This is a genomic window from Colwellia sp. MEBiC06753, from assembly GCF_053470325.1.
This window is the reverse complement of the sequence record NZ_JBQMTM010000013.1, coordinates 61648-81138: the sequence shown is the minus strand read 5'-3', so window position 1 is coordinate 81138 and position 19491 is coordinate 61648. Positions and strand designations below refer to the sequence as shown.

General features: G+C 39.1%; 18 protein-coding genes. 4 read left to right on the top strand and 14 right to left on the bottom strand.

From position 1 onward, the window contains the following. The first annotated feature begins 86 nt into the window (after window positions 1-86). Entirely contained in the window at window positions 87-2198 is a 2112-nt protein-coding gene (locus ACOB82_RS11405; protein WP_448213117.1) for a motility associated factor glycosyltransferase family protein, read from the top strand. Window positions 2199-2288: 90 nt separating this feature from the next. Here the strand turns inward: ACOB82_RS11405 and ACOB82_RS11400 are convergent, their stop codons facing one another. The 13 genes from ACOB82_RS11400 to pseB all read right to left on the bottom strand — a co-directional run bounded on the left by ACOB82_RS11400 (window position 2289) and on the right by pseB (window position 14473). Continuing rightward, window positions 2289-2786, bottom strand: a complete 498-nt coding sequence (locus ACOB82_RS11400) for a GNAT family N-acetyltransferase (RefSeq protein WP_448213116.1) — start codon at window positions 2784-2786, stop codon at window positions 2289-2291. Between the two features lie 7 nt (window positions 2787-2793). Further along, complete coding sequence (locus ACOB82_RS11395) at window positions 2794-3537, bottom strand: WbqC family protein (RefSeq protein ID WP_448213115.1); 744 nt, start codon at window positions 3535-3537, stop codon at window positions 2794-2796. A 13-nt stretch (window positions 3538-3550) separates the two neighbouring features. Beyond that, window positions 3551-4201: a class I SAM-dependent methyltransferase gene (locus tag ACOB82_RS11390; protein WP_448213114.1), complete on the bottom strand. Its 651-nt coding sequence runs from the start codon at window positions 4199-4201 to the stop codon at window positions 3551-3553. Continuing rightward, complete coding sequence (locus ACOB82_RS11385) at window positions 4201-5142, bottom strand: DegT/DnrJ/EryC1/StrS family aminotransferase (RefSeq protein WP_448213113.1); 942 nt, start codon at window positions 5140-5142, stop codon at window positions 4201-4203. The genes ACOB82_RS11390 and ACOB82_RS11385 overlap by 1 nt, the downstream gene beginning before the upstream one ends. Next, entirely contained in the window at window positions 5142-5819 is a 678-nt protein-coding gene (locus ACOB82_RS11380; RefSeq protein ID WP_448213112.1) for a class I SAM-dependent methyltransferase, read from the bottom strand. Before ACOB82_RS11380 ends, ACOB82_RS11385 begins: the two co-directional genes overlap by 1 nt. Continuing rightward, the gene (locus ACOB82_RS11375) at window positions 5816-6787 is read right to left on the bottom strand and encodes a hypothetical protein (RefSeq protein ID WP_448213111.1); all 972 of its coding nucleotides are present in this window, start codon (window positions 6785-6787) and stop codon (window positions 5816-5818) included. The genes ACOB82_RS11380 and ACOB82_RS11375 overlap by 4 nt, the downstream gene beginning before the upstream one ends. Window positions 6788-6790: 3 nt before the next feature. Continuing rightward, window positions 6791-8182 carry an NAD(P)-binding protein gene (locus ACOB82_RS11370; protein WP_448213110.1) on the bottom strand — a complete coding sequence of 464 codons (1392 nt, stop codon included), beginning with the start codon at window positions 8180-8182 and terminating at the stop codon, window positions 6791-6793. A 27-nt stretch (window positions 8183-8209) separates the two neighbouring features. Continuing rightward, entirely contained in the window at window positions 8210-9256 is a 1047-nt protein-coding gene (gene pseI, locus ACOB82_RS11365; RefSeq protein WP_448213109.1) for a pseudaminic acid synthase, read from the bottom strand. Window positions 9257-9261: 5 nt separating this feature from the next. Next, window positions 9262-10032 carry a cytidylyltransferase domain-containing protein gene (locus tag ACOB82_RS11360; protein ID WP_448213108.1) on the bottom strand — a complete coding sequence of 257 codons (771 nt, stop codon included), beginning with the start codon at window positions 10030-10032 and terminating at the stop codon, window positions 9262-9264. Window positions 10033-10059: 27 nt separating this feature from the next. Further along, window positions 10060-11382, bottom strand: coding sequence for an aminotransferase class III-fold pyridoxal phosphate-dependent enzyme (locus ACOB82_RS11355; RefSeq protein ID WP_448213107.1), 1323 nt, complete (start codon window positions 11380-11382; stop codon window positions 10060-10062). Between the two features lie 66 nt (window positions 11383-11448). After that, entirely contained in the window at window positions 11449-12300 is an 852-nt protein-coding gene (locus tag ACOB82_RS11350; protein WP_448213106.1) for an aldo/keto reductase, read from the bottom strand. Further along, window positions 12297-13475, bottom strand: coding sequence for a UDP-4-amino-4,6-dideoxy-N-acetyl-beta-L-altrosamine transaminase (gene pseC / locus ACOB82_RS11345; RefSeq protein ID WP_448213105.1), 1179 nt, complete (start codon window positions 13473-13475; stop codon window positions 12297-12299). The genes ACOB82_RS11350 and pseC overlap by 4 nt, the downstream gene beginning before the upstream one ends. Further along, on the bottom strand, window positions 13472-14473 hold the full coding sequence (gene pseB / locus ACOB82_RS11340; RefSeq protein ID WP_448213104.1) for a UDP-N-acetylglucosamine 4,6-dehydratase (inverting): 1002 nt from the start codon (window positions 14471-14473) through the stop codon (window positions 13472-13474). The genes pseC and pseB overlap by 4 nt, the downstream gene beginning before the upstream one ends. 273 nt (window positions 14474-14746) lie before the next feature. Here pseB and ACOB82_RS11335 point away from each other — a divergent pair, with 273 nt between their 5' ends. Then, window positions 14747-16219 carry a sigma-54 dependent transcriptional regulator gene (locus ACOB82_RS11335; protein ID WP_448213171.1) on the top strand — a complete coding sequence of 491 codons (1473 nt, stop codon included), beginning with the start codon at window positions 14747-14749 and terminating at the stop codon, window positions 16217-16219. A gap of 63 nt (window positions 16220-16282) precedes the next feature. Here the strand turns inward: ACOB82_RS11335 and ACOB82_RS11330 are convergent, their stop codons facing one another. Continuing rightward, window positions 16283-16570 carry a hypothetical protein gene (locus ACOB82_RS11330; protein WP_448213103.1) on the bottom strand — a complete coding sequence of 96 codons (288 nt, stop codon included), beginning with the start codon at window positions 16568-16570 and terminating at the stop codon, window positions 16283-16285. 268 nt (window positions 16571-16838) lie between these two features. Between ACOB82_RS11330 and ACOB82_RS11325 the strand changes: the two genes are divergently transcribed. Beyond that, window positions 16839-18014 carry a sensor histidine kinase gene (locus ACOB82_RS11325; protein ID WP_448213102.1) on the top strand — a complete coding sequence of 392 codons (1176 nt, stop codon included), beginning with the start codon at window positions 16839-16841 and terminating at the stop codon, window positions 18012-18014. Continuing rightward, window positions 18004-19344 (top strand): sigma-54-dependent transcriptional regulator, encoded by a 1341-nt coding sequence (locus tag ACOB82_RS11320; protein ID WP_448213101.1) that lies wholly within the window; start codon window positions 18004-18006, stop codon window positions 19342-19344. The genes ACOB82_RS11325 and ACOB82_RS11320 overlap by 11 nt, the downstream gene beginning before the upstream one ends. The last annotated feature ends 147 nt before the right edge of the window (window positions 19345-19491 follow it).

Sequence of the window (19491 nt, the reverse complement as noted above, 5' to 3'; positions counted from 1 at the left end):
TTTGCCTTGTATTGACTTCATAAACAATCGTTAACTTTTTGACAGGTGGTTTTCACCTATTTTAAAGGGCTAAGCAGGTACCATTCGTGGAAAATTTAGATAAAGAATTACAAGATGCAGAATCACAACTGGCCAAGCTTACAGAAAAAGCAGAGCTAGAGCATAAGTTCGTTGAAGAAGCGAATGCTCGCTTTGAAAAGAACATTCTGACATTTAAGCAGTATTTCCCTGATATTTATGAAAAGTTTATTCACTTTACTCCAGGTGAAAAGTTCCAATTAATCGTTAACCCTGACGGTACTGGCAATATTGTAGATTACAATACTGGTGTTCCAATATATGGAGACGAGCCGTTAGAGCAAATTACCCAGCAGGTTGATGCTTCATTTGAAAAACCACTAATGGGGCAAAATGATTACTCATCGCTAGAATTTCTTACTAATGAAACCGGCTTTTTGCATTGTGATATGATGATTGAACTTGGTGTTCAATACACTAAGACTAAAAAAGCATTACCCCCAAATAACAAAGTGATGCCCAAAATTCCTAGCTTAATGATCTTTGGTATAGGGTTAGGTTATCACTTGTTAGAAATTCAATCTCGAACCTCTGCCGGCTATATAACTATATTCGAACCAAACGAAGATTACTTCTACGGTAGCTTATTCTGTTTCGACTGGGCAGAATATTTGAAGCAAGTTGATGAGTCGGGAGCTTTCCTATTTTTATGTATAGGTGACTCAGAAGAGGAAATTTATCAGACACTTTATCAACGTGTGCAAGATATTGGACCGTATACGGTAATTAATTCATTGTTTTATCAGCATTATCCTTCGATTAATATGGATAAAATGATTACCCAGGTAAAATATAATTTTCATCAGTTTTTTATGGGGTGGGGCTTTTTTGATGATGCGGTAATGAGCATTGCTCATACAATTGGTATTGCGGAAAAAAATCCACCCGTCACCATTGTTGATCGAAACAGGCTGCCGAAAAACATTGCGCAATACCCAGTATTTATAGTGGCAAATGGCCCTTCGCTTGATGATGATATTGATAAGGTTAAGCAGCTACAAGATAAGGCGATTATAGTTTCATGTAATTCAGCTACTACAGCATTACTTAATCATGGTATTGAGCCTGACTTTCATGTGGCGCTTGAGAGAACAAAATCTACCGCAGACTTTTTAAAAGCATTTATCAAACCATCACAGCGTGCAAAAATTAATTTATTAGTACTTAACGTAATGTATCCAGAAGTGCTCGATTTATTTGGGTGGACAGGAATTGGCCTTAAAGGCCATGAACCCGGTACAACCATGTATCAATTGGCAGAATATATAGACCATAGAACCGTTACTCCAACATTGGCTTATTCGAACCCTCTTGTTGGTAATACTGCTTTGAGTTTTTTCTGTAACTTCGGCTTTGAAGACATTTACTTGTTTGGCTTAGATAAGGGGTACATTAGTAAAGAGAAGCACCACTCGACATCCAGTTATTATTATGAAGAAGATGGTGAAGAAAAATACGAGCCAATAAAAATGGGTAGTGAATTTGAAGCGCCAGGTAACTTTGTCGACACTGTTATCACTGAACCATTTCTTTATACAGGTAAAGAACAGGTGGAACGTTTATTACGATCATCGCAAGGTACAAACTCCAATGTATACAACTGCAGTAATGGCGTAAAAATGGAAGGTACGACGCCTTTAAGATCGTCGAATATTATTTTTGAAGAAACAGCCCTTACTAAGTCAGAAGTGGTTAATTTCATTAAAACGAACTGTTTCAATCAATCTGAAAAAGCCTATCCTTTAAAAGATTTACTTTATTTTGACGAGTTTGAAGAAATGTGCCAGACAATGGTGTCGTTGTTAGAGCAACCGGCTAGTTGCCGAGAAGAAGCTTTAGCTAATTTACTAGCGCATTTAAATTATCTAAATTCCTTTAGAAATGAACCAAAGTATACCCATTTATTTTTAATGCTACAGGGTGAGGCTTGGTATGTGTGCTCGGTACTTATCGCAACGTTATATAACTTTGGTGATAGCAGTGAAGTAATGCCGTATTATCAAGATGCACTTAATATTTGGATCGATTTCTTACGTAAAGCACCAGACTATTATCGAGAGCGTTGGGATTTATTAAGCGACTACTCATTTGATTATGGTCAATTAGCTACTGACGATTAAGGAATAAATTTAGCGTTAAATATTAAAAAGGAGACAACAGTCTCCTTTTGTTTTCTATTATTTAATTGTTTACCAATTAAACTTTTTAAATTAAATATCGATTACCATTTCAATTGCATCATCATCAAAATGATAATAGCCATTGTTTACCCGCCTGAATCCGACTTTTTCATAGGCTCTAATTGCCGCTAAGTTTGCTTTTTCGACACCTAAATTCACTTTACCCGCGTTGAGTTGTGCGCTTACTGCTGGAAAGCTACCAAGCAATACTTCACCTGCTACGCCTTTACCATGGTAAGAAGTATTGCCAATTAATATCCCCATTGTCGCTACATTTGGATGAGACTCCATAAGTTCATATTTGATGTTGCCGATATGTAGATAGTTATCTATTGTGAAAATACCTAAAAATAAGCATTTTGGGTTGTTGTATTGTTTGTCGATGTAGTCTGCTAGTTCGGCTAATTCTTGCTGGCAATTTTCTATATATTGCGCAGTCTCTTGATTGTTCAACCAAGATAAATATTCTTTACTCGCATCTGCTCTAGTAAGTGGACGTAAAATAAAACGCTGTGTTGTTATTTCCATTTAGTGCTCACTTTTCAAATGGCTTGTCAGCTAATTTAGTTCGATTACTACCACTGCGAATTAAAGCTATGGTTTGTTCAAATCCACAATTAAATAGCATGTCGACAATGCTCAAATGGCTAATGAAGTCGCCATAGAGTTGCTGGTAACTAGGGTGTTGAAAGTTTTGGTAGCTTAATGTAATACCAGCTTTAGTTACCGCACCACCTGGGCTGTCTTTTTCTAAATAGTCAGCAGAGCCTACTGGTGATAAATAGTGGTTTACATCTAACACATGGCAAATACTTACTAAGCGCTGATCTTTTACACCTTCAATTTCTTCTAACTCTGAAGAAAAAACTAGTTTAGTATTGATGGTTAGCTTTCGACAAATAGCTGTTATGATGTGGCTATTCAGTTCTGAAAGTTGAGTATAATTCTGGCCGATTAGCTCTTTTAAAAAAGAATAGACCTCTTCAAAGTAGGGGGCCTTTTGATAACTACTAAACAATGTTTTTATGTGCTTTTTTTGCCATGGAGCATGGCTTGAAATTGGCGTTTGATTGATCAATGTCTCCATTCGGCCTTTAGGTGTTGAAACTGGAACCGTAAGCATGATTTCACCATTCGCTGACTTTATACGGTTACGTGTTTGCCAGCTGCTTTTCTCTAGCTTAACGTCATCTAAAAATACAAAAATATCAACACTGTCAATTAAGTCAAAATAGCCACACCACGGTAAGTAGGTAGGTTGCATTATTGCCGCTAACATAAAACTCCCCCTATCATAGACCACTTCCTGTTGATGTTTGAGTTGGGTAGTCCTTATATAAAAAAATAGTAAATTCGTACGGAATAGAGCCCTCTTTTACAATGTAATCGTGCTTGAGAACAACTTTTGACGTGAGCTCTTTTTTACAAAAGTCGAATACTTTTAGTGGGTCGGCATAATAAAGTTCATCATTAAAAAAGTCGACGTACGTAGACATCGCATTAAAGGCAACCCCTTTATTACAGGCAGCATACATTTTTCGTATGCTTTCTAACATGAAGGCTTCGTTATCCAACATTTTGTTGTTAAACACGCCGCTTAGTAAAATGTAATCATATCCATGAGGTAGGTTTTGCTGTGTAATATCGAAAGTATCGAACCCAGCTTTGGAGTGTGCTTGGAAACTTTCTTTGGCAGCAGCGACAAATTCTTCGACAAAGTCTAACCCTAAATATTTACCCTGATATTTATGCTGCAATAAATATGCATACATATCACCTAAACCGCAACCAACATCAATTATTGAATTTATATCGGGTGCTATGCTAGTTAAAATTTCAAAGCGTTTATATTGTGACTCAGTACTTACATGTTGAACTGCTTCAACACTAGGGCCATGAGTTGCTAATAGATTTTGGTAATACTGCTTTAAATCACTAATCATCAGGCGTTCTCGTTAATAAAAGCGATCGTCGCTAAAATTTGTGTTTGTGACGTTTCCGGTCTCACGAAGATATTTATTACTTGATCACTGACTTGCTGAGCATTTTTTAAAAAGCCTTCGGTTTTTAACATTTGTAATGACTTATAATGGCAGGTAAGTAATAAGTCATTGGATTGCGCTTTTTTTATAAAGTTGTCGCGATCGCCATTTATCAGTAAAGGGTAGCGCCAAAATAGCACTTCATCATCAAATTGTGGTTTGACTAGATTGTTATTGGTTAGTTTTTCATGGCACAGGCGGGCGTGTTCTCGACGCTTACTAACATAACTTGATAATTGTTTAAGCTCTTTATCTAGTGCGATAAGAGATTTGTCGCAGTCTTTGTAGTTAAAAAATTGGTTATTAGATAAAAATTGTTTTGCACTTGCCATGATCATGGGGTTGTTTGTCAATACTGCACCACCATATTGACAGGCAAGCACTTTATCATAGCCAAAGCTCATAATTGACACGTCACCAAAGCTTCCTAACTTCTTACCTTGATAGCTGCCTCCCATTGCTAGGCACGCATCTTCAACTAGTACCAAATTGTTTTGTTGGCAATACTCAGCAAGTTTGCCAATTTGGCAATAGTGGCCGTAACCGTGGACAGCGACAATTGCTTTGGTGTTTTCAGTGAAGACTGCTTCAACTTGAGGTACATTCATCGAAAAATCATCAAGTGAGACATCGGCAAGCACGACGGTAAAACCGGCCATCTGAATGGCGAATAATACTGCAGGACAGCAGATAGCAGGCATGATCACCTCACTACCTAAAGGGATGTTGGTTGACTTTAGTGCCGTAATTAGCGCTGCACTGCCAGAGCTTGTTAGAAGAGCATTATCTCGACCGCAAGCGTTGGCAACTTGTTGCGTAACTGCATCTCTAAGCCCTGCCATTAACGAATAATCCTTATATCTTTTCGGTAGTGTCTTAGTTGAAAGCTCATCGGTTGATCTAATACTTCAATTCGATGCACGATAGCTGAAAAATGTTGCACGATTTTTTCTAGCGGGCAGAAAGTCCACTCTGAATAGCGATGAATATGAGGAATTTTCTGCTCATAGTTTAAGTCACTACCAGACTTGATTGTTTTTTCGTGCTTGTCGTCGAGGAGATCGCCAATCAAAATGACACCTCCGGGTTTGGTTACTCGGATCATTTCAGCAATGGCTTGCAATACGTATTCTTGGCTTGGAAAATAGTGAAAAATACTGTAGCACAAGAGACGATCGAACTGCTTATCTTTAAATTTTAGGTTACCCGCTTCACCTGTTTGAAAATGCCCATTGGGTATCACTTTTTTTGCTTGTTCTATCATAGCTTCAGCATAGTCAATGCCGAATACTTCATTGGTATAAGGAGCTAGCTCAGATAGTATTAATGCATTACCACAGCCGATATCAAGTAAACTACCTACCGGTTTAGTTTGATCAAACAAAAGCTTGGACTTGATATCACAAACCAATGCTTGCCAACTTTCTTCGTCAATTGGCCTGCCAACTTGAGCACGTAAATCTTTAGCTTCAAGTACTTGTTTTTGCCATTCTGATTGTTTGGTCGTAAACGAACTCATTGGGCTACCTGTATTATTTTCAGTGCTAACGCGTTACATGAATTGCTGTCAAAGTAACGAGCGGATTGCTGGTAAAAGTGATTGTGCGTGTTCTTTTGGCAATAATCGATTAATTTATTAGTTACGTTTTGAGGATTGTTGTCTAACTCATTAGTGAGTCCTAAGTCATAACTTAAGCCGTATTCAGCAAAAATTTGACTGTCTTCAGACTGGCCTTGATTTTGCGATATGCTGGCATTAGGAATACCGCAAAAACTCACTTCATATTTTGATAAGCCACCACCACTTATAAAAAAATCTGCTTGCTGGTAATAGTGCTCAATTTTGCTGGTTAAGGGTAAAACGGTTAATTTATTACGTTGACAGTTAATAGCGTTTTTCTGCTCTTGGCCTGTTATCCAAAAGATCTCTTTGTTAATTAAGTGTTGTTCGATCAGTGAAACAAGCTTTTCTCCAGCGCGATTGTGATCATTGCCACCTATGAAAATAAATATATTGGTGATTTTACTTCTAGGATTTTCAAGGTTATAGGCCCTTATTGGTACTAATGACGATTTAAAGGGAAAATATTTAATACCAAGTGCACAATGCTTAGCTTGATAAGGATGATTGTCAAAACTAAGTCTAAAGTTGATCACTAAATCCAATTGCCTAGTATCTAATTCATCGAAATCATCAATTTTAACAACAAACCTTGCTGTATTGACAAAGTGGTCTAAATCTAACTGGGTCAGTTGATAGTCATCAAGAATCACGCAAGCGTTGGCGATATTACCTTCGTCAATGTTCATCTGCCAAGTTAGCTGATTCATTTGTAATAACTGTTTTGCAAAATCGCTATAAACACCATGAAAAACTATTTCGCTATCAACTTGTTGATTTTTTATCGCTAGCGCGATTTGCAGACACCGGCTCAAGTGACCAAGCCCCGTTTCTTCGGTAGCGTTGCAGTAAAATACAAACAGCATTATTTAAGGCTTTCCTTCGAAACGCTGATTTATGCCATTGTATGCCGCAGTTAATACATCCGCGTGGAACCATTGTTTACCACTAAAGCGGCCGGAGACCATCACATTGTCGAAACTAGAAGTTAATTTGTTGTAGTTTTCTAGCGTACCTTTTGCAAACTCAAAGGTAGGTACTGGAAACGTATTATGGATCGTTTGACGATATTGGCTGATAACTTTTGCGTTGTCGTTGATTAGCTGCATTTCACGTATTTCATCTAAGATTAATTCGCTGGTAATGCTGTCTGCTTCACTTGGTGAAGAGAGTACTTCAACGCTAATGTTATTAGGGCCACTTTGTTCCACCCTTAAATTAGGGTAGAGCGTAATGCGGAATGTTTTATGACTGCTATGCCAATTCCATAAAAAATGTGATGTTGAATTATTTAATGATTGATCGAAGTTGAAATAAAAAATATTCGCTGTTCTAAAGTCAGCTTTGCGTTGGCTAAATTCAATTTTTGCAGCTTTTAAGGCGAAGACAGGTGGAGCACTCCAATAAAGAAAGTCACAAGGAAGCACTTTGCCACTTTTCCCTAATGTTAGTGCCTTAATGTGCTTATGTTCATGGTCAATTTGGCTAACGAACTCATCAACAATAAACTCTACGCCTTTTGCTCTAGCTTGGTTAATCAAGTGCTCGACCCAATATTCAATACCTTGTTCAGCTTGAAGAGGGTAGTAATAGGTAGGCTCAATAATACCATCGGCTAACAATCTTTCTTGGTAGTCTTTTTCCGTATGGTAACTTAGCTTTTGATCAAAAGCTGGCTGCTGCTTTAACTCTTTGCTGCTTGCTGCATCTAGTGCAAGCACCCGTGTAATGCCGAAGTAATTGACTGATGAGTTGCGCTGTAAAGTCTTAGCGTCAATGTCGTTGCCATAAAGCTTTCTAATGATTGGTAACGTAACACTATCGGTAATGGTATTACCCAAACTTTCTCTTAAGTAATTGTCAATATTCTGCGCGTTACTGACTTTATCGTTTGCCAACAGCTCTTGTTCTGCTTGTTGGTAAAGGTTTGGAGCTAAGTGTCTAATGTCGACACTTTGATTAGCTAGATTCCAATGACCATTAAAAAAACTACCAGTTTTGAGTTTTGGGATTTCCAACCAATGTGAACTTAGCTGAGTTTTATCGCCAAATAGAATGTTATCTATGGCGCTAATACCGGTAGTATTGGGGATGTGAGTTCCCTGATCGTAGATAACGCCCGCGTCATCAGACACTGACTTGAGCAGGCCACCACAACTTTTTGCGCTTTCAATGACGGTAACGTTATCAAATTTATCGGCAAGTAATATTGCGGAAAATAGCCCACAAAGGCCGCCACCGACAACTATACAATTACTCATATCGCCTCTCTTTGAACATTGTGTTCGTTAATCCTCAATCATATCGAGTGAAAACCGCTCACCGAACAATAAATCTTTAGCCGCTTTTTTACCTAAAATATCATTTAAATATTTGGGGTGTAAGCCATAGCTAGGTCTTACTGAACGCACATTTTGCATAGTTATAGGTTCGCCAGCTTTCACATCTTTGGCGACATATAAAGACCGTTTTGCCAACATATTTTTTTGCGAAGCAGGTGAAATGTTGTAGTCCACCTTTCCTAATGCAGCTTCAATGGTTCTAACATCATCAACTAGTTGTTTAAACTCACTAGGAGTTAGTGAGAAAAAATCATCTACTGAGCTGCCATCACGTTCAAGAACAAAATGTTTTTCAATTATTTTTGCGCCTAATGCAACAGCAGCAATAGCTACAGAGTTGCCTAGAGTGTGATCGGAAATGCCAGCCAAACAATTAAACTCTTCTGCGATAGCAGGTATTGTTCTAAGGTTAATATCTTCTGGTGGCGCAGGGTAGGCGGTCGTACACTTTAAAAAAGCGTAATCATCACAGCCATTGGCTCGCAATGTCTCGGTTGCAAGCTTAATATCATCTTTAGTTGCTAAGCCGGTTGATAAAATAACGGGCTTCCCTGTTTTTGCAACTTTGGCAATTAGCGGAATATCTGATATTTCTGGAGAAGCGATTTTGTACACAGGGCAATTTAGCTCTGTTAACAAATCAACGGCAGTTAAGTCAAAAGGTGCAGAAAAAACGTCAATGCCAATTTTTTTTCCTTCCTCAAATAATGCTTGATGCCACTCCCAGGGGGTGTAGGCTTTTTCATATAGTGAATAAAGAGTTTGGTGAGCTTCCCAGGGGTTATCTGAAGGTAAACGGAAGTCTTCGTTATTGCAATTTAACGTAATAGTATCAGCACGGTATGTTTGCAATTTAACGGCATTTGCTCCGCATGCTTTGGCTACGTGTATAATCTCAATTGCTCTTTCAAAGCTGCCACCATGGTTTGCTGACATTTCTGCGATTATATAGCAGGGAGAGTCAGGCGTAATTTGTGTTTCGTTTATTCTCATCTTAGCTATCCATTGTAATTATTTGCAGACTTGTCCTGCTCCAATGAAATTTGTAAGCCTTCATTGCGAATAATATGGCTATTAATTTCCATTACTTTGGGGTTTGAAATCAAGAATGATTTTATCGCTTCTGTGTCTATGGTATAGATACTATCCCCAAAATGTTGGCAAATTTTCGAGACAACCTCAAAGTCTTCAGTATTGTCTACTGTAAACCTAAACAGGCTGTCATCACTAGCATTGGGCAGTTCCATCACTTTAAATTTGTTAGCGTGGTTGTAGGCATATAGCGTGACATGCTCGCGCTCTGAGCCTTTTTGTGCATCTTCATTGGCGATACATAACGTGTTTGCAGAAATGACTTCACAGTCAACACCTTCGGCAAACTGTGCCGATAGATAGGCATAATCTGCATTATGTTGTTGGTAATAGCTTATTAAGCGATCACATATTCTCGGGTCAAGTAATGGCGAATCCCCGGTTATTCTCACCACATCCGTCGCACTAACCAGTGCTGCTGCTTGACTAAACCTTGACAGCACATCGTCTTCACTACCACGATAAACTTGAATACCTAACGACTCGACATACTGACAAAGCACATCATTTTCTTCGTTAGTTGAAGTTGCAAGTACCACTTGGTTAATTAACTTGGCTTGTTGCAATCTATTAAGTAAAAGGCCAATCATCGGCTGGTCAGCTAAAGGCTTCATCACTTTACCAGGTAACCGAGATGAGCCCATTCTCGCTTGTACAATGGCAACAATGTTTTGCATAAATCTGTACCTAATCAATAGCTAACATTAGTTAAGGCGCTGAAAACCTGAATGGCAAACAGGCCCCATTAACAATTTATCAAGCTTATTATCGTTAATAGCTTGTTGAATAAGCACAAATACTTCGGCAGCATTTGCTAGGTATTTATCAATATGTTGTTGAGTATGTGCTGCTGATACATAAATAACATTGCTTGCTAGAAAGCCGCGTTTTAACATCTCTTGAGTAAATAGCGTTTTTACCATGAGAGCATCACCTTTAAAGGCAAGGATAAGAACTGGGTCTACACCTATTACATCTAAGTCAAAACCAGATTTATTAGCTGCTTCAATTAGCCCGCTTTTAATGTAACGTCCCGTATTTTTTATTTGTTCGATAATATTGTCACGTTTCATTATTTCCAATGTTTTTAAAGCCGCGACAAAACCAACTCGCTCAGTCCAGTAAGAACTAGAAATAAAGGATGATTGTGCTGCTTCCATTACTGACTTTTTACCTATTACCGCACCGATAGGATGACCATTACCTAGGGCTTTACCTAATACACAAATATCGGGCTCAATACCCCAGAGTAGGTGAGAGCCACCAATGTTTAACCTAAAGCCTGATGAGATCTCATCGAATACCAATACGATGTTATGTTCGCTACATAACTCTCGAATACGACGTAAGAACGTTATATCAGGTTCACTATGGCGCCAAACCTCCATAACAATAACGCCCAACTCCTCTTTATGTTGTGCAACTATTGACTCAAAGGCCGCTATATCACCATCTCTAAATGGTAAAACTGTGCCATTAAGTTTGTGAGGAACCCCTGAAGGAGCGAGACCAGGTAATAACTGTTCGTCTAGGTTTTTGTCATCATTTAAATTGGTGGCAAGGTACCAGTCATGCCAGCCGTGATAACCGCAAAAAGCAACTTTATCTTTGCCTGAATATGAGCGAGCTACTCGCACGGCAATTGAGCAGCTTTCACCGCCAGTTCTTGCAAAACGTACGCTACTACTCCAAGGGTGCAATTCAACTAATTGTTTAGCGAGTTCAACTTCTTCAAAACAATTGAGACTAGTCATCGAGCCATCTTGTATTGCTTGGCAAACTGTGTCGGATAATTCGCTGTGGGCGTAACCAAGTGGGCATGTACCTATACCCATAATACTCATATCGATATAGTGATTGTCATCGAGATCCCAAATTTCACATCCTTTCGCTTTTTTGTAGTAAGCGGGCCAAAAGTCGGGAAGAAACATTTCAGCACGTTTAGACAATAATTGGTTGCCTCCGGGTATGATTTGCTTTGCTTCTTGCCAGAGTTGGCTACCTGAGTTATGGCTGATATCTCGCATTTGATAGTACACCTTAGTTATGCTGATAAATTCGACTAATATAAGTAAGCAATAACTGTGCTAATTTTACCACTTACTAGGGTTAATAATTACATCGTCTTCAATGGCAAAAGCTTTAGTATCAATATCCAATAATTGGGCTTGATGATAAGCACTAATATTTTCCTTCAATTCATTATGATTAGTACAACCTATAATAATGGCGTCAATTAGCGGATGATTGACAAATGGTGACATAGCTATTGCTAGTTTATTCGTATGGAACTTAATGCAATACTCATTCAATAAAGATAATTTTGGTGTTAATCCTTGTAATTTTTGCGGCAACGCTAGCGAATCAAGAAAAACAGCGCCTTGCAAAAAAATAGAACGAATGTGAATTTTACATTTTTTAGATTCAGCAAATGCTAAAAAGTTTTTGTCGAATATGCGTTGATCAAAAATGCTAGCTGGAAGTTGGACGATGTCTAATGGATACTTTTCTAACAATGCGACCGCTTCACTTGGCGAATATACAGAAGTGCCAATTTTCTGGCAAAGCCCTTTATTTTTTATTGTTTGTAGCGCTTGAAAGTGCTGTTCACCATCGTCGCCCAGCAATGTATTACCATGATGTGTTGAAACTGAATAAAATTGTGCGATGTTTAGGTTGGACAGTGATTGATTTACTTCGTCCATATAACCTACAGGTTTGCATTCAGGGCTAATTTTACCTAAATAATTAAATCGTTCGGGGTTCTGGATATTGCCGACCACTTTTTCACTGTTGCCATAACTTGAAGCGGTATCAATAAACCGAATATTTGCATGCTCTGCAACAGATAAAATCTCGCAGACCTCGGGTAGTGGTACTTTTCCAGCACTGTTGGATATCCCATAATTAAGCCCGAATTGCACGCTGCCAAGGGCTAATTTCATAGTGATTCCTTGACGATAGATAAGATTCTATCTTGCTCTTCGTGCGAAAGGCTTGGGTGTAACGGTAGGGTAATTGCAGATTGATAATAACGCTGTGCCGCCGGATAGTCTTCAGGCTGAAAGCCTAACTGTATGTAGTATGGTTGATTACAAATAGGAATGTAATGAACATTCACACCGATTTGCTCTGCTCTTAGCGCTTCAAATACCGTTTGTCTTTTTTTTGGATCTGCTAGGCGTATTACAAACAAATGATAGGCTGAATAGCAATCAGGTGAAGGGATAAGCGGGCTTACATTTTCGCTCAACAAAGAATCTACTTGGAGCGCGTCTAAGTAATATTGGGCAAGCTGGTTACGAGTTTCAACAAAAGCATTAATTTTATTGAGTTGATTGACCCCTAATGCTGCGTGCAATTCACTCATACGATAATTAAACCCCAACACTTGTTGCTCGTAATACCAAGGTTGTTGGTTAACGTCGCTATGTAAATTTTCTCGTGTTATACCATGGCTATGATATAGCTTTAATGCCTGATGAATATCAGGGTCATTAGTTAATGCCATGCCACCCTCGGCACTGGTAATTATTTTGACAGGGTGAAAGCTAAAAATGGTAATGTCGCTGTAGCGACAATCGCCAATCAAAGTATCTTGATATTTCCCGCCAATGGCATGAGAGGCATCTTCGATAACTCTAATACCGTATTGAGCACATAAGGTGGATATTTTTTGCATATCGCAACTGTGGCCAGCAATATGGACTGGAATCAATACCTTAGGCAACCTTTTGGCTTTTTCTGCCGTTTTTAACTTATTTACAAGGGCAGAAGTTGATATTAAGCCAGTAATTTCATCTATGTCGACAAAATCGACCGTAGCACCGCAATATAGTGCACAATTGCTCGAAGCAACAAACGAAATAGGAGAGGTCCAAACAATATCACCAGGACCAACATCTAAAGCTAAACAGGCTACGTGTAATGCAGAAGTGGCACTATTCATTGCACAGGCATATTTAACACCAACAAATTCGCTTACTTTCTTTTCGAATAATGGAACTTGTGGGCCTTGCGTTAGAAAGTCAGAGTTTAGGACATCAACTACCGCATCAATATCACTTTGACAGATATGTTGCTTGCCATACGGAATGTATTGGCTGTTTGATTGGCTCAAAGGTGAGCCTCCTTGTTCAGCTCTTTGATTTCTTCAACTGATAAAAAGTGTTCATTATTCAGTGAATTATATTCAAAGCCATGTTCTACTGGGTGACCATTCTCACTTAGGGCGTTCGTGTCAAAAGTGTTGGTACGAGAGCTAAATTTAATCGAAGGTGCAATGACAAAGTGATCATTAAATTCATAGGTATCATATGACAATTCACCTGGACACATAACTTCATGCATTTTTTCGCCAGGGCGAATGCCGACTATTTTCATTGGTAAATCAGGTGCCATAGCCTTTGCTAAATCGGTTATTTTTATTGAAGGAATTTTGGGGACAAATATTTCACCCCCTAACATGCGCTCAAAGTTTTTCAGGACAAAATCGACACCCTGTTGCAAAGTGATCCAAAAGCGTGTCATATCTCCATGTGTTACCGGTATATGATCACAGCCTTCATTAACTAACTTCTGAAAAAATGGTACGACAGAGCCACGTGAGCCGACAACGTTGCCATAACGAGCAACAGAAAATAGCGTTTTATGGCCACCACTCATGTTATTTGCCGCAACAAATAGTTTATCTGAAGCTAGTTTAGTTGCACCGTATAAATTTACTGGGTTAGCAGCTTTATCTGTAGAAAGTGCGATGACTTTCTCTACGTCATTTGCCAATGCTGCGCGAATAACATTTTCGGCACCTGTGATGTTGGTTTTAATACATTCCGTTGGGTTATATTCTGCGGCAGGCACTTGCTTTAACGCTGCGGCATGAATTACAAAGTCGACATCATTCATCGCTTGGGTCATGCGTTCTTTGTCTCTTACATCACCCAAAAAGTAACGCATGCAAGGAGCATTGTACACTTGCTGCATTTCAAACTGCTTTAGTTCATCACGAGAGTAAATAATAATTCTTCGCGGGTTGTATCTGGCTAGTAAGGTTTCAACGTACAATTTGCCAAAGGAGCCTGTACCACCAGTAATCAGAATACTCTTATTATCAAACATTTGAGTCACCTACCTTAACTAGCTGCCAAATAATCATTATTTTGACGAATAGTTAACCATCTAAGTTATTTACTATGTTTACGCAAATTATGTGCCTACCTATATCGGCATACAAGCTTTATCTAACAAAAACACCAAAAACAAAGTGTTTTTCATAAAGATAATGAGTGAAAGTCAATTTGTTGACTGTGTTGTGTCAAATTTTTGTTGCGAAAAATTACTGCCTCGATAGAATTAAGCAATAATTATTATAAAGATATCCATGTGGTTGTTATGCAAGGGCAAAAGCATATTCTGGTGGTAGACAATGAAGCAGTTAGGCGCCATCAACTGGAAACCGTGCTCGCTTTTATTGGTGAACACTTTAATTCGTGTACAGAAGAAAACCTAGCAAGCACCTTTGCTAATACGCCTAATATTTTAACGGTTATCTTTGCAGGCAGTATTTCTGATAATGCTGCGGCGTTTATTCGAAGTAACCCTAGCTGTCCTTTTATTTTGCATGATGTTGTCGATCAGCACGCGGTGGCAAACTGCGTTAATGTCTTAGGTGAATTAACGGTACCGCTAAATTATGCGCAGTTAACCGAAATAATTCATCACTGTCACCAGTATCACAATAAACTCCCTAATAAGAACAAAACATCACCAGGACACAGCAAACTATTCCGCTCACTGGTTGGTGCCAGTAAGCCAATGCAACAAGTACGATTTTTGATTGAGCAAGTTGCTGGTACGGCGGCCAATGTATTGATTTTAGGCGAGTCGGGTACAGGTAAAGAAGTCGTTGCCCGCAATATTCATAACTTATCTGAGCGTGCTAAAGCGCCATTTGTGCCAGTTAACTGTGGTGCAATTCCTGGTGAATTATTAGAAAGTGAATTATTTGGTCATGAAAAAGGCGCGTTTACTGGCGCTATTTCAACCCGAAAAGGGCGTTTTGAATTAGCTGAAGGCGGCACGTTATTTTTAGATGAAATAGGTGATATGCCCCAGCCTATGCAAGTTAAATTATTGCGTGTATTACAAGAGCGCACTTTTGAACGGGTTGGCGGTTCAAAGAGCATTAAAGCGAATGTCCGAATTATTGCCGCAACCCATCAACATTTAGAAGATATGATCAAAGCAGGCGATTTTCGCGAAGATTTATTTTATCGACTGAATGTCTTTCCTATTGAAACTCCTGCACTGCGCGAACGTAAAGAAGATGTGCCGTTGCTATTGCAAGAGTTAATTTCGCGTTTTGAAGCTGAACAAAATCAGAGTGTGCGCTTTACTGAAAAAGCCATTGAATCATTAAAAGAACATCCATGGCATGGTAATGTTCGCGAACTTTCTAACTTGATTGAACGTATGATTATTATGTATGGCGATCAAGTGGTAAACGTCAGTGAACTACCGCTTAAGTATCAACATATTGATGTTGATGAATATCAGCCAGAATACCCAGAAGAGCTTCAAGAGCGAGAAGCAATCAATGAGCTATTTGCTGGTTTTGATTATGACGACGAAGATGCAGCAGACAGTGAGGTCGCTTTAGAGCCAGTGCTTGAAGCATCAAATCCGGACATATTGCCGGATGAAGGTATTAACTTAAAAGAATATCTAGCTGATCTCGAAATTTCTTTGATTAACCAAGCGATTGAGCGTCATGACGGAGTCGTGGCAAGAGCCGCTGAGTTACTCGGTATGAGACGTACCACGCTGGTTGAAAAAATGAAGAAATATAATCTGAATAAAGATTAAGTTTTGACGGTAAATGACTTATTTACCGTCAAAAGTATTTCAGATTATGCTAGCGTAACAATATCACGCAGCCACTGGTGCTCTAACAATTGTGCCAGAAATTCCCTGTTGAGCCGCTTCTTGAAATGCATATAACAACATTTCATTTTCTATAGATTGGCTATCTTGAATTTCTTCTGCAGCCTTAATTTCAATATGATCCAATCCGCGCTTAGTCAGGTAATCTTCAATATTGTCCAGCTGGCTATATAAGTCTTTGTTTGTGCTAAACATATAAAACTCATGTCTATTTCCGGCTTTTAACCACTTATTTGTTGTTTGGCATTGTGCCGTTCCATTTAAAAGCAACATAGGTTGTCCTCATCTGTGTAACGTATTTGCTATCTCCAGATAGGCATAATTCGCACCAGAATGGTTAAAGCTATGAATTTAAAAGAAAAATAATATTAAGAACCTGTTTTTTATTTTTAACTGGCAATGCTTTAGTGCTGTGAATTTACCGGCGACAAATAATTGGCGAAGCTTGTTTTTGTAATGTTACTTATTGAAATGTAATGAAAAAACTCTATGGCACGCATAATGCTTATGTCTAAACAACGAAGTAAACGAGTACGGCATTATGACTTTAGCTTTTAACGCACAATCCAATGAGTTAGAACAGCTGTTTAATCAAGGCAGTTTTTCATTTGATCACCACGACGATAACCTTCAAAAAGAAGCTTATGTCGGTGAATTGGCATTATTGCGCCAACAAAGCAGCCAGTTATCCCATTTAGTGGAAGTGATGCCTACTGGTTTAGTCATGCTTGATGGCAATGGCATAGTGGTAAAAATTAATAAATTTGCCAGCCAGTTGTTAGATGAGCCAATTTTAGGCCAACCTTGGTTTGATGTTATTCGACGTTCTTTTAAGCCTCGTGCCGATGATTGGCATGAAGTTTCACTTAAAGATGGTCGTCGGGTAAAGCTGGAAATCACCACATTAGGTAATCAACCGGGTCAGTTAATTATGATCACGGATTTAACCGAAACACGTTTACTTCAAGACAAGCTTGGCCAATTGCAACGCCTGTCTTCATTAGGTCGTATGGTTTCCAAACTTGCTCATCAAATTAGAACACCGTTATCTGCAGCCATGCTTTATGGCGCGAATTTATCGAATCCCAACTTAGCTGAAAATGCTAAAGCCAGCTTTCAGCAAAAGTTGATGTCTCGCTTAACAGACTTAGAGCAGCAGGTAAATGATATGCTGTTATTTGCTAAAAGTGGTAATAATCAAGTGGTTGATACGCTTTATGTTAACGACTTAGTGAAAAAGTCGGTGGCAGCAATGGAAGCATTAATTACTAATTCAGATAGTCAGGTTAATTTGAAACTGACTAATAGCCACTGCCAGGTCTTAGGTAATGAAAGTGCGTTATGCGGCGCAATTCAAAACCTTATTCATAACAGCTTAGAAGTGATTAAGCGTAATGCCGAAATTACCATTACGGTCGAAAGTCACGACCAATATGTCTACATCAGTGTCAAAGACAACGGCCAAGGCATAGATCCAAACCTAGCAAAGAAAATATTCGAACCTTTCTTTACCTTACGCTCTCACGGCACAGGTTTAGGCTTGGCGGTTGTGAAATCGGTTGCTACTGCTCATCAGGGCGATGTGCAATTAATTAGTGGTCCAAATGAAGGTGCCAACTTCTGTATTAAATTGCCGCTACTGGCTGGTGGGGTTAATAGTGCCAATAAACCAGTGGATATAACTAAACATTTTCAGGAGGTCGCTCATGGCCAATAGCAAAATTCTCGTTGTTGAAGATGACGCAGGTTTACGTGAAGCGCTAATCGACACCTTACAACTTGCCGGCTATCAGTGTATTGAAGCAGACTCTGGCGAACAGGCACTATTGCTTTTGAAAAATCAAGCGGTTGATTTAGTCGTAAGTGATGTTCAAATGGGCGGCATGTCGGGATTATCACTACTTAAAAGTATTAAATCACAAAATGCTGCCATGCCGGTGTTATTAATGACTGCTTACGGCACCATAGATGATGCGGTGACGGCAATGAAAGACGGTGCCAGCAACTATATGGCGAAGCCATTTGCACCCGAAGTACTGTTAAATATGGTGAGTCAGTACGTACCAATTGATGCGACTAATAAAAGTGAGCCGGTTGTTGCTGATGCCAGCAGTATTGAATTATTAAAACTTGCCAAAAAAGTGGCGACAACCGAAGCCTCTGTAATGGTGTTAGGCCCTAGTGGTTCAGGTAAAGAAGTGCTTGCACAATATGTGCATAATCACTCGTCACGCGCCGAGCAACCGTTTGTTGCAATTAACTGCGCGGCTATTCCAGAGAACATGCTGGAAGCGACTTTATTCGGTTATGAAAAAGGCGCATTTACTGGCGCAATTTCAGCGTGTCCAGGAAAGTTTGAGCAAGCACAAGGCGGCACCATATTACTTGATGAAATCACCGAGATGGATTTAAGCCTGCAAGCAAAAATTTTGCGGGTATTACAAGAGCGTGAAGTTGAACGCTTAGGTGGTCGTAAAACCATTGAGCTTGATGTGCGCGTCATTGCTACCAGTAACCGTGATTTAAAAGAAGCGGTACGTGAAGGTATTTTCAGAGAAGATTTATATTACCGATTAAATGTCTTTCCGCTGAACTGGTTACCTTTGGTTGAACGTCGTGATGATATAATGCCGCTTGCTAAACACTTAGTGAAAATTCATAGCCAGCGCAATGGCCAAGCGATGCCGCAATTTACTTCTAGTGCTCGTAGTAAAATGCTGGCTTATAGTTGGCCAGGTAATGTTCGTGAGCTTGATAACGTGATCCAACGGGCATTAATTTTACATAGCGATGAACAAATTGATGCGGGCGATATCTTGATTGAAAACTTCGATACTCAAATTCAGGTATCAGCCAATATCGATCATGACCGAGAAGAAAAGCTTGGCAATGAATTAAAACAGCAAGAACATCAAATTATTCTTGATACCTTGCAAGCTTGTCATGGTAGCCGAAAAGCGGTGGCAGAGCGTTTAGGGATCAGCCCTAGAACACTGCGTTATAAAATTGCCAAAATGCGTGAAACAGGTATAGAAATTCCCGCATAAACGAAAAGCACCTATTCACTGAATAATATTCCACCAGTCACACCAAGTTTTTCCATCGCTTGGTGTGACATCTCTTTTTATTTTTATATTTAAATCAATAGATTGTGCCTTGGTGTTTTCTGTTTATTTCTTTGGCATTAAGTTTGC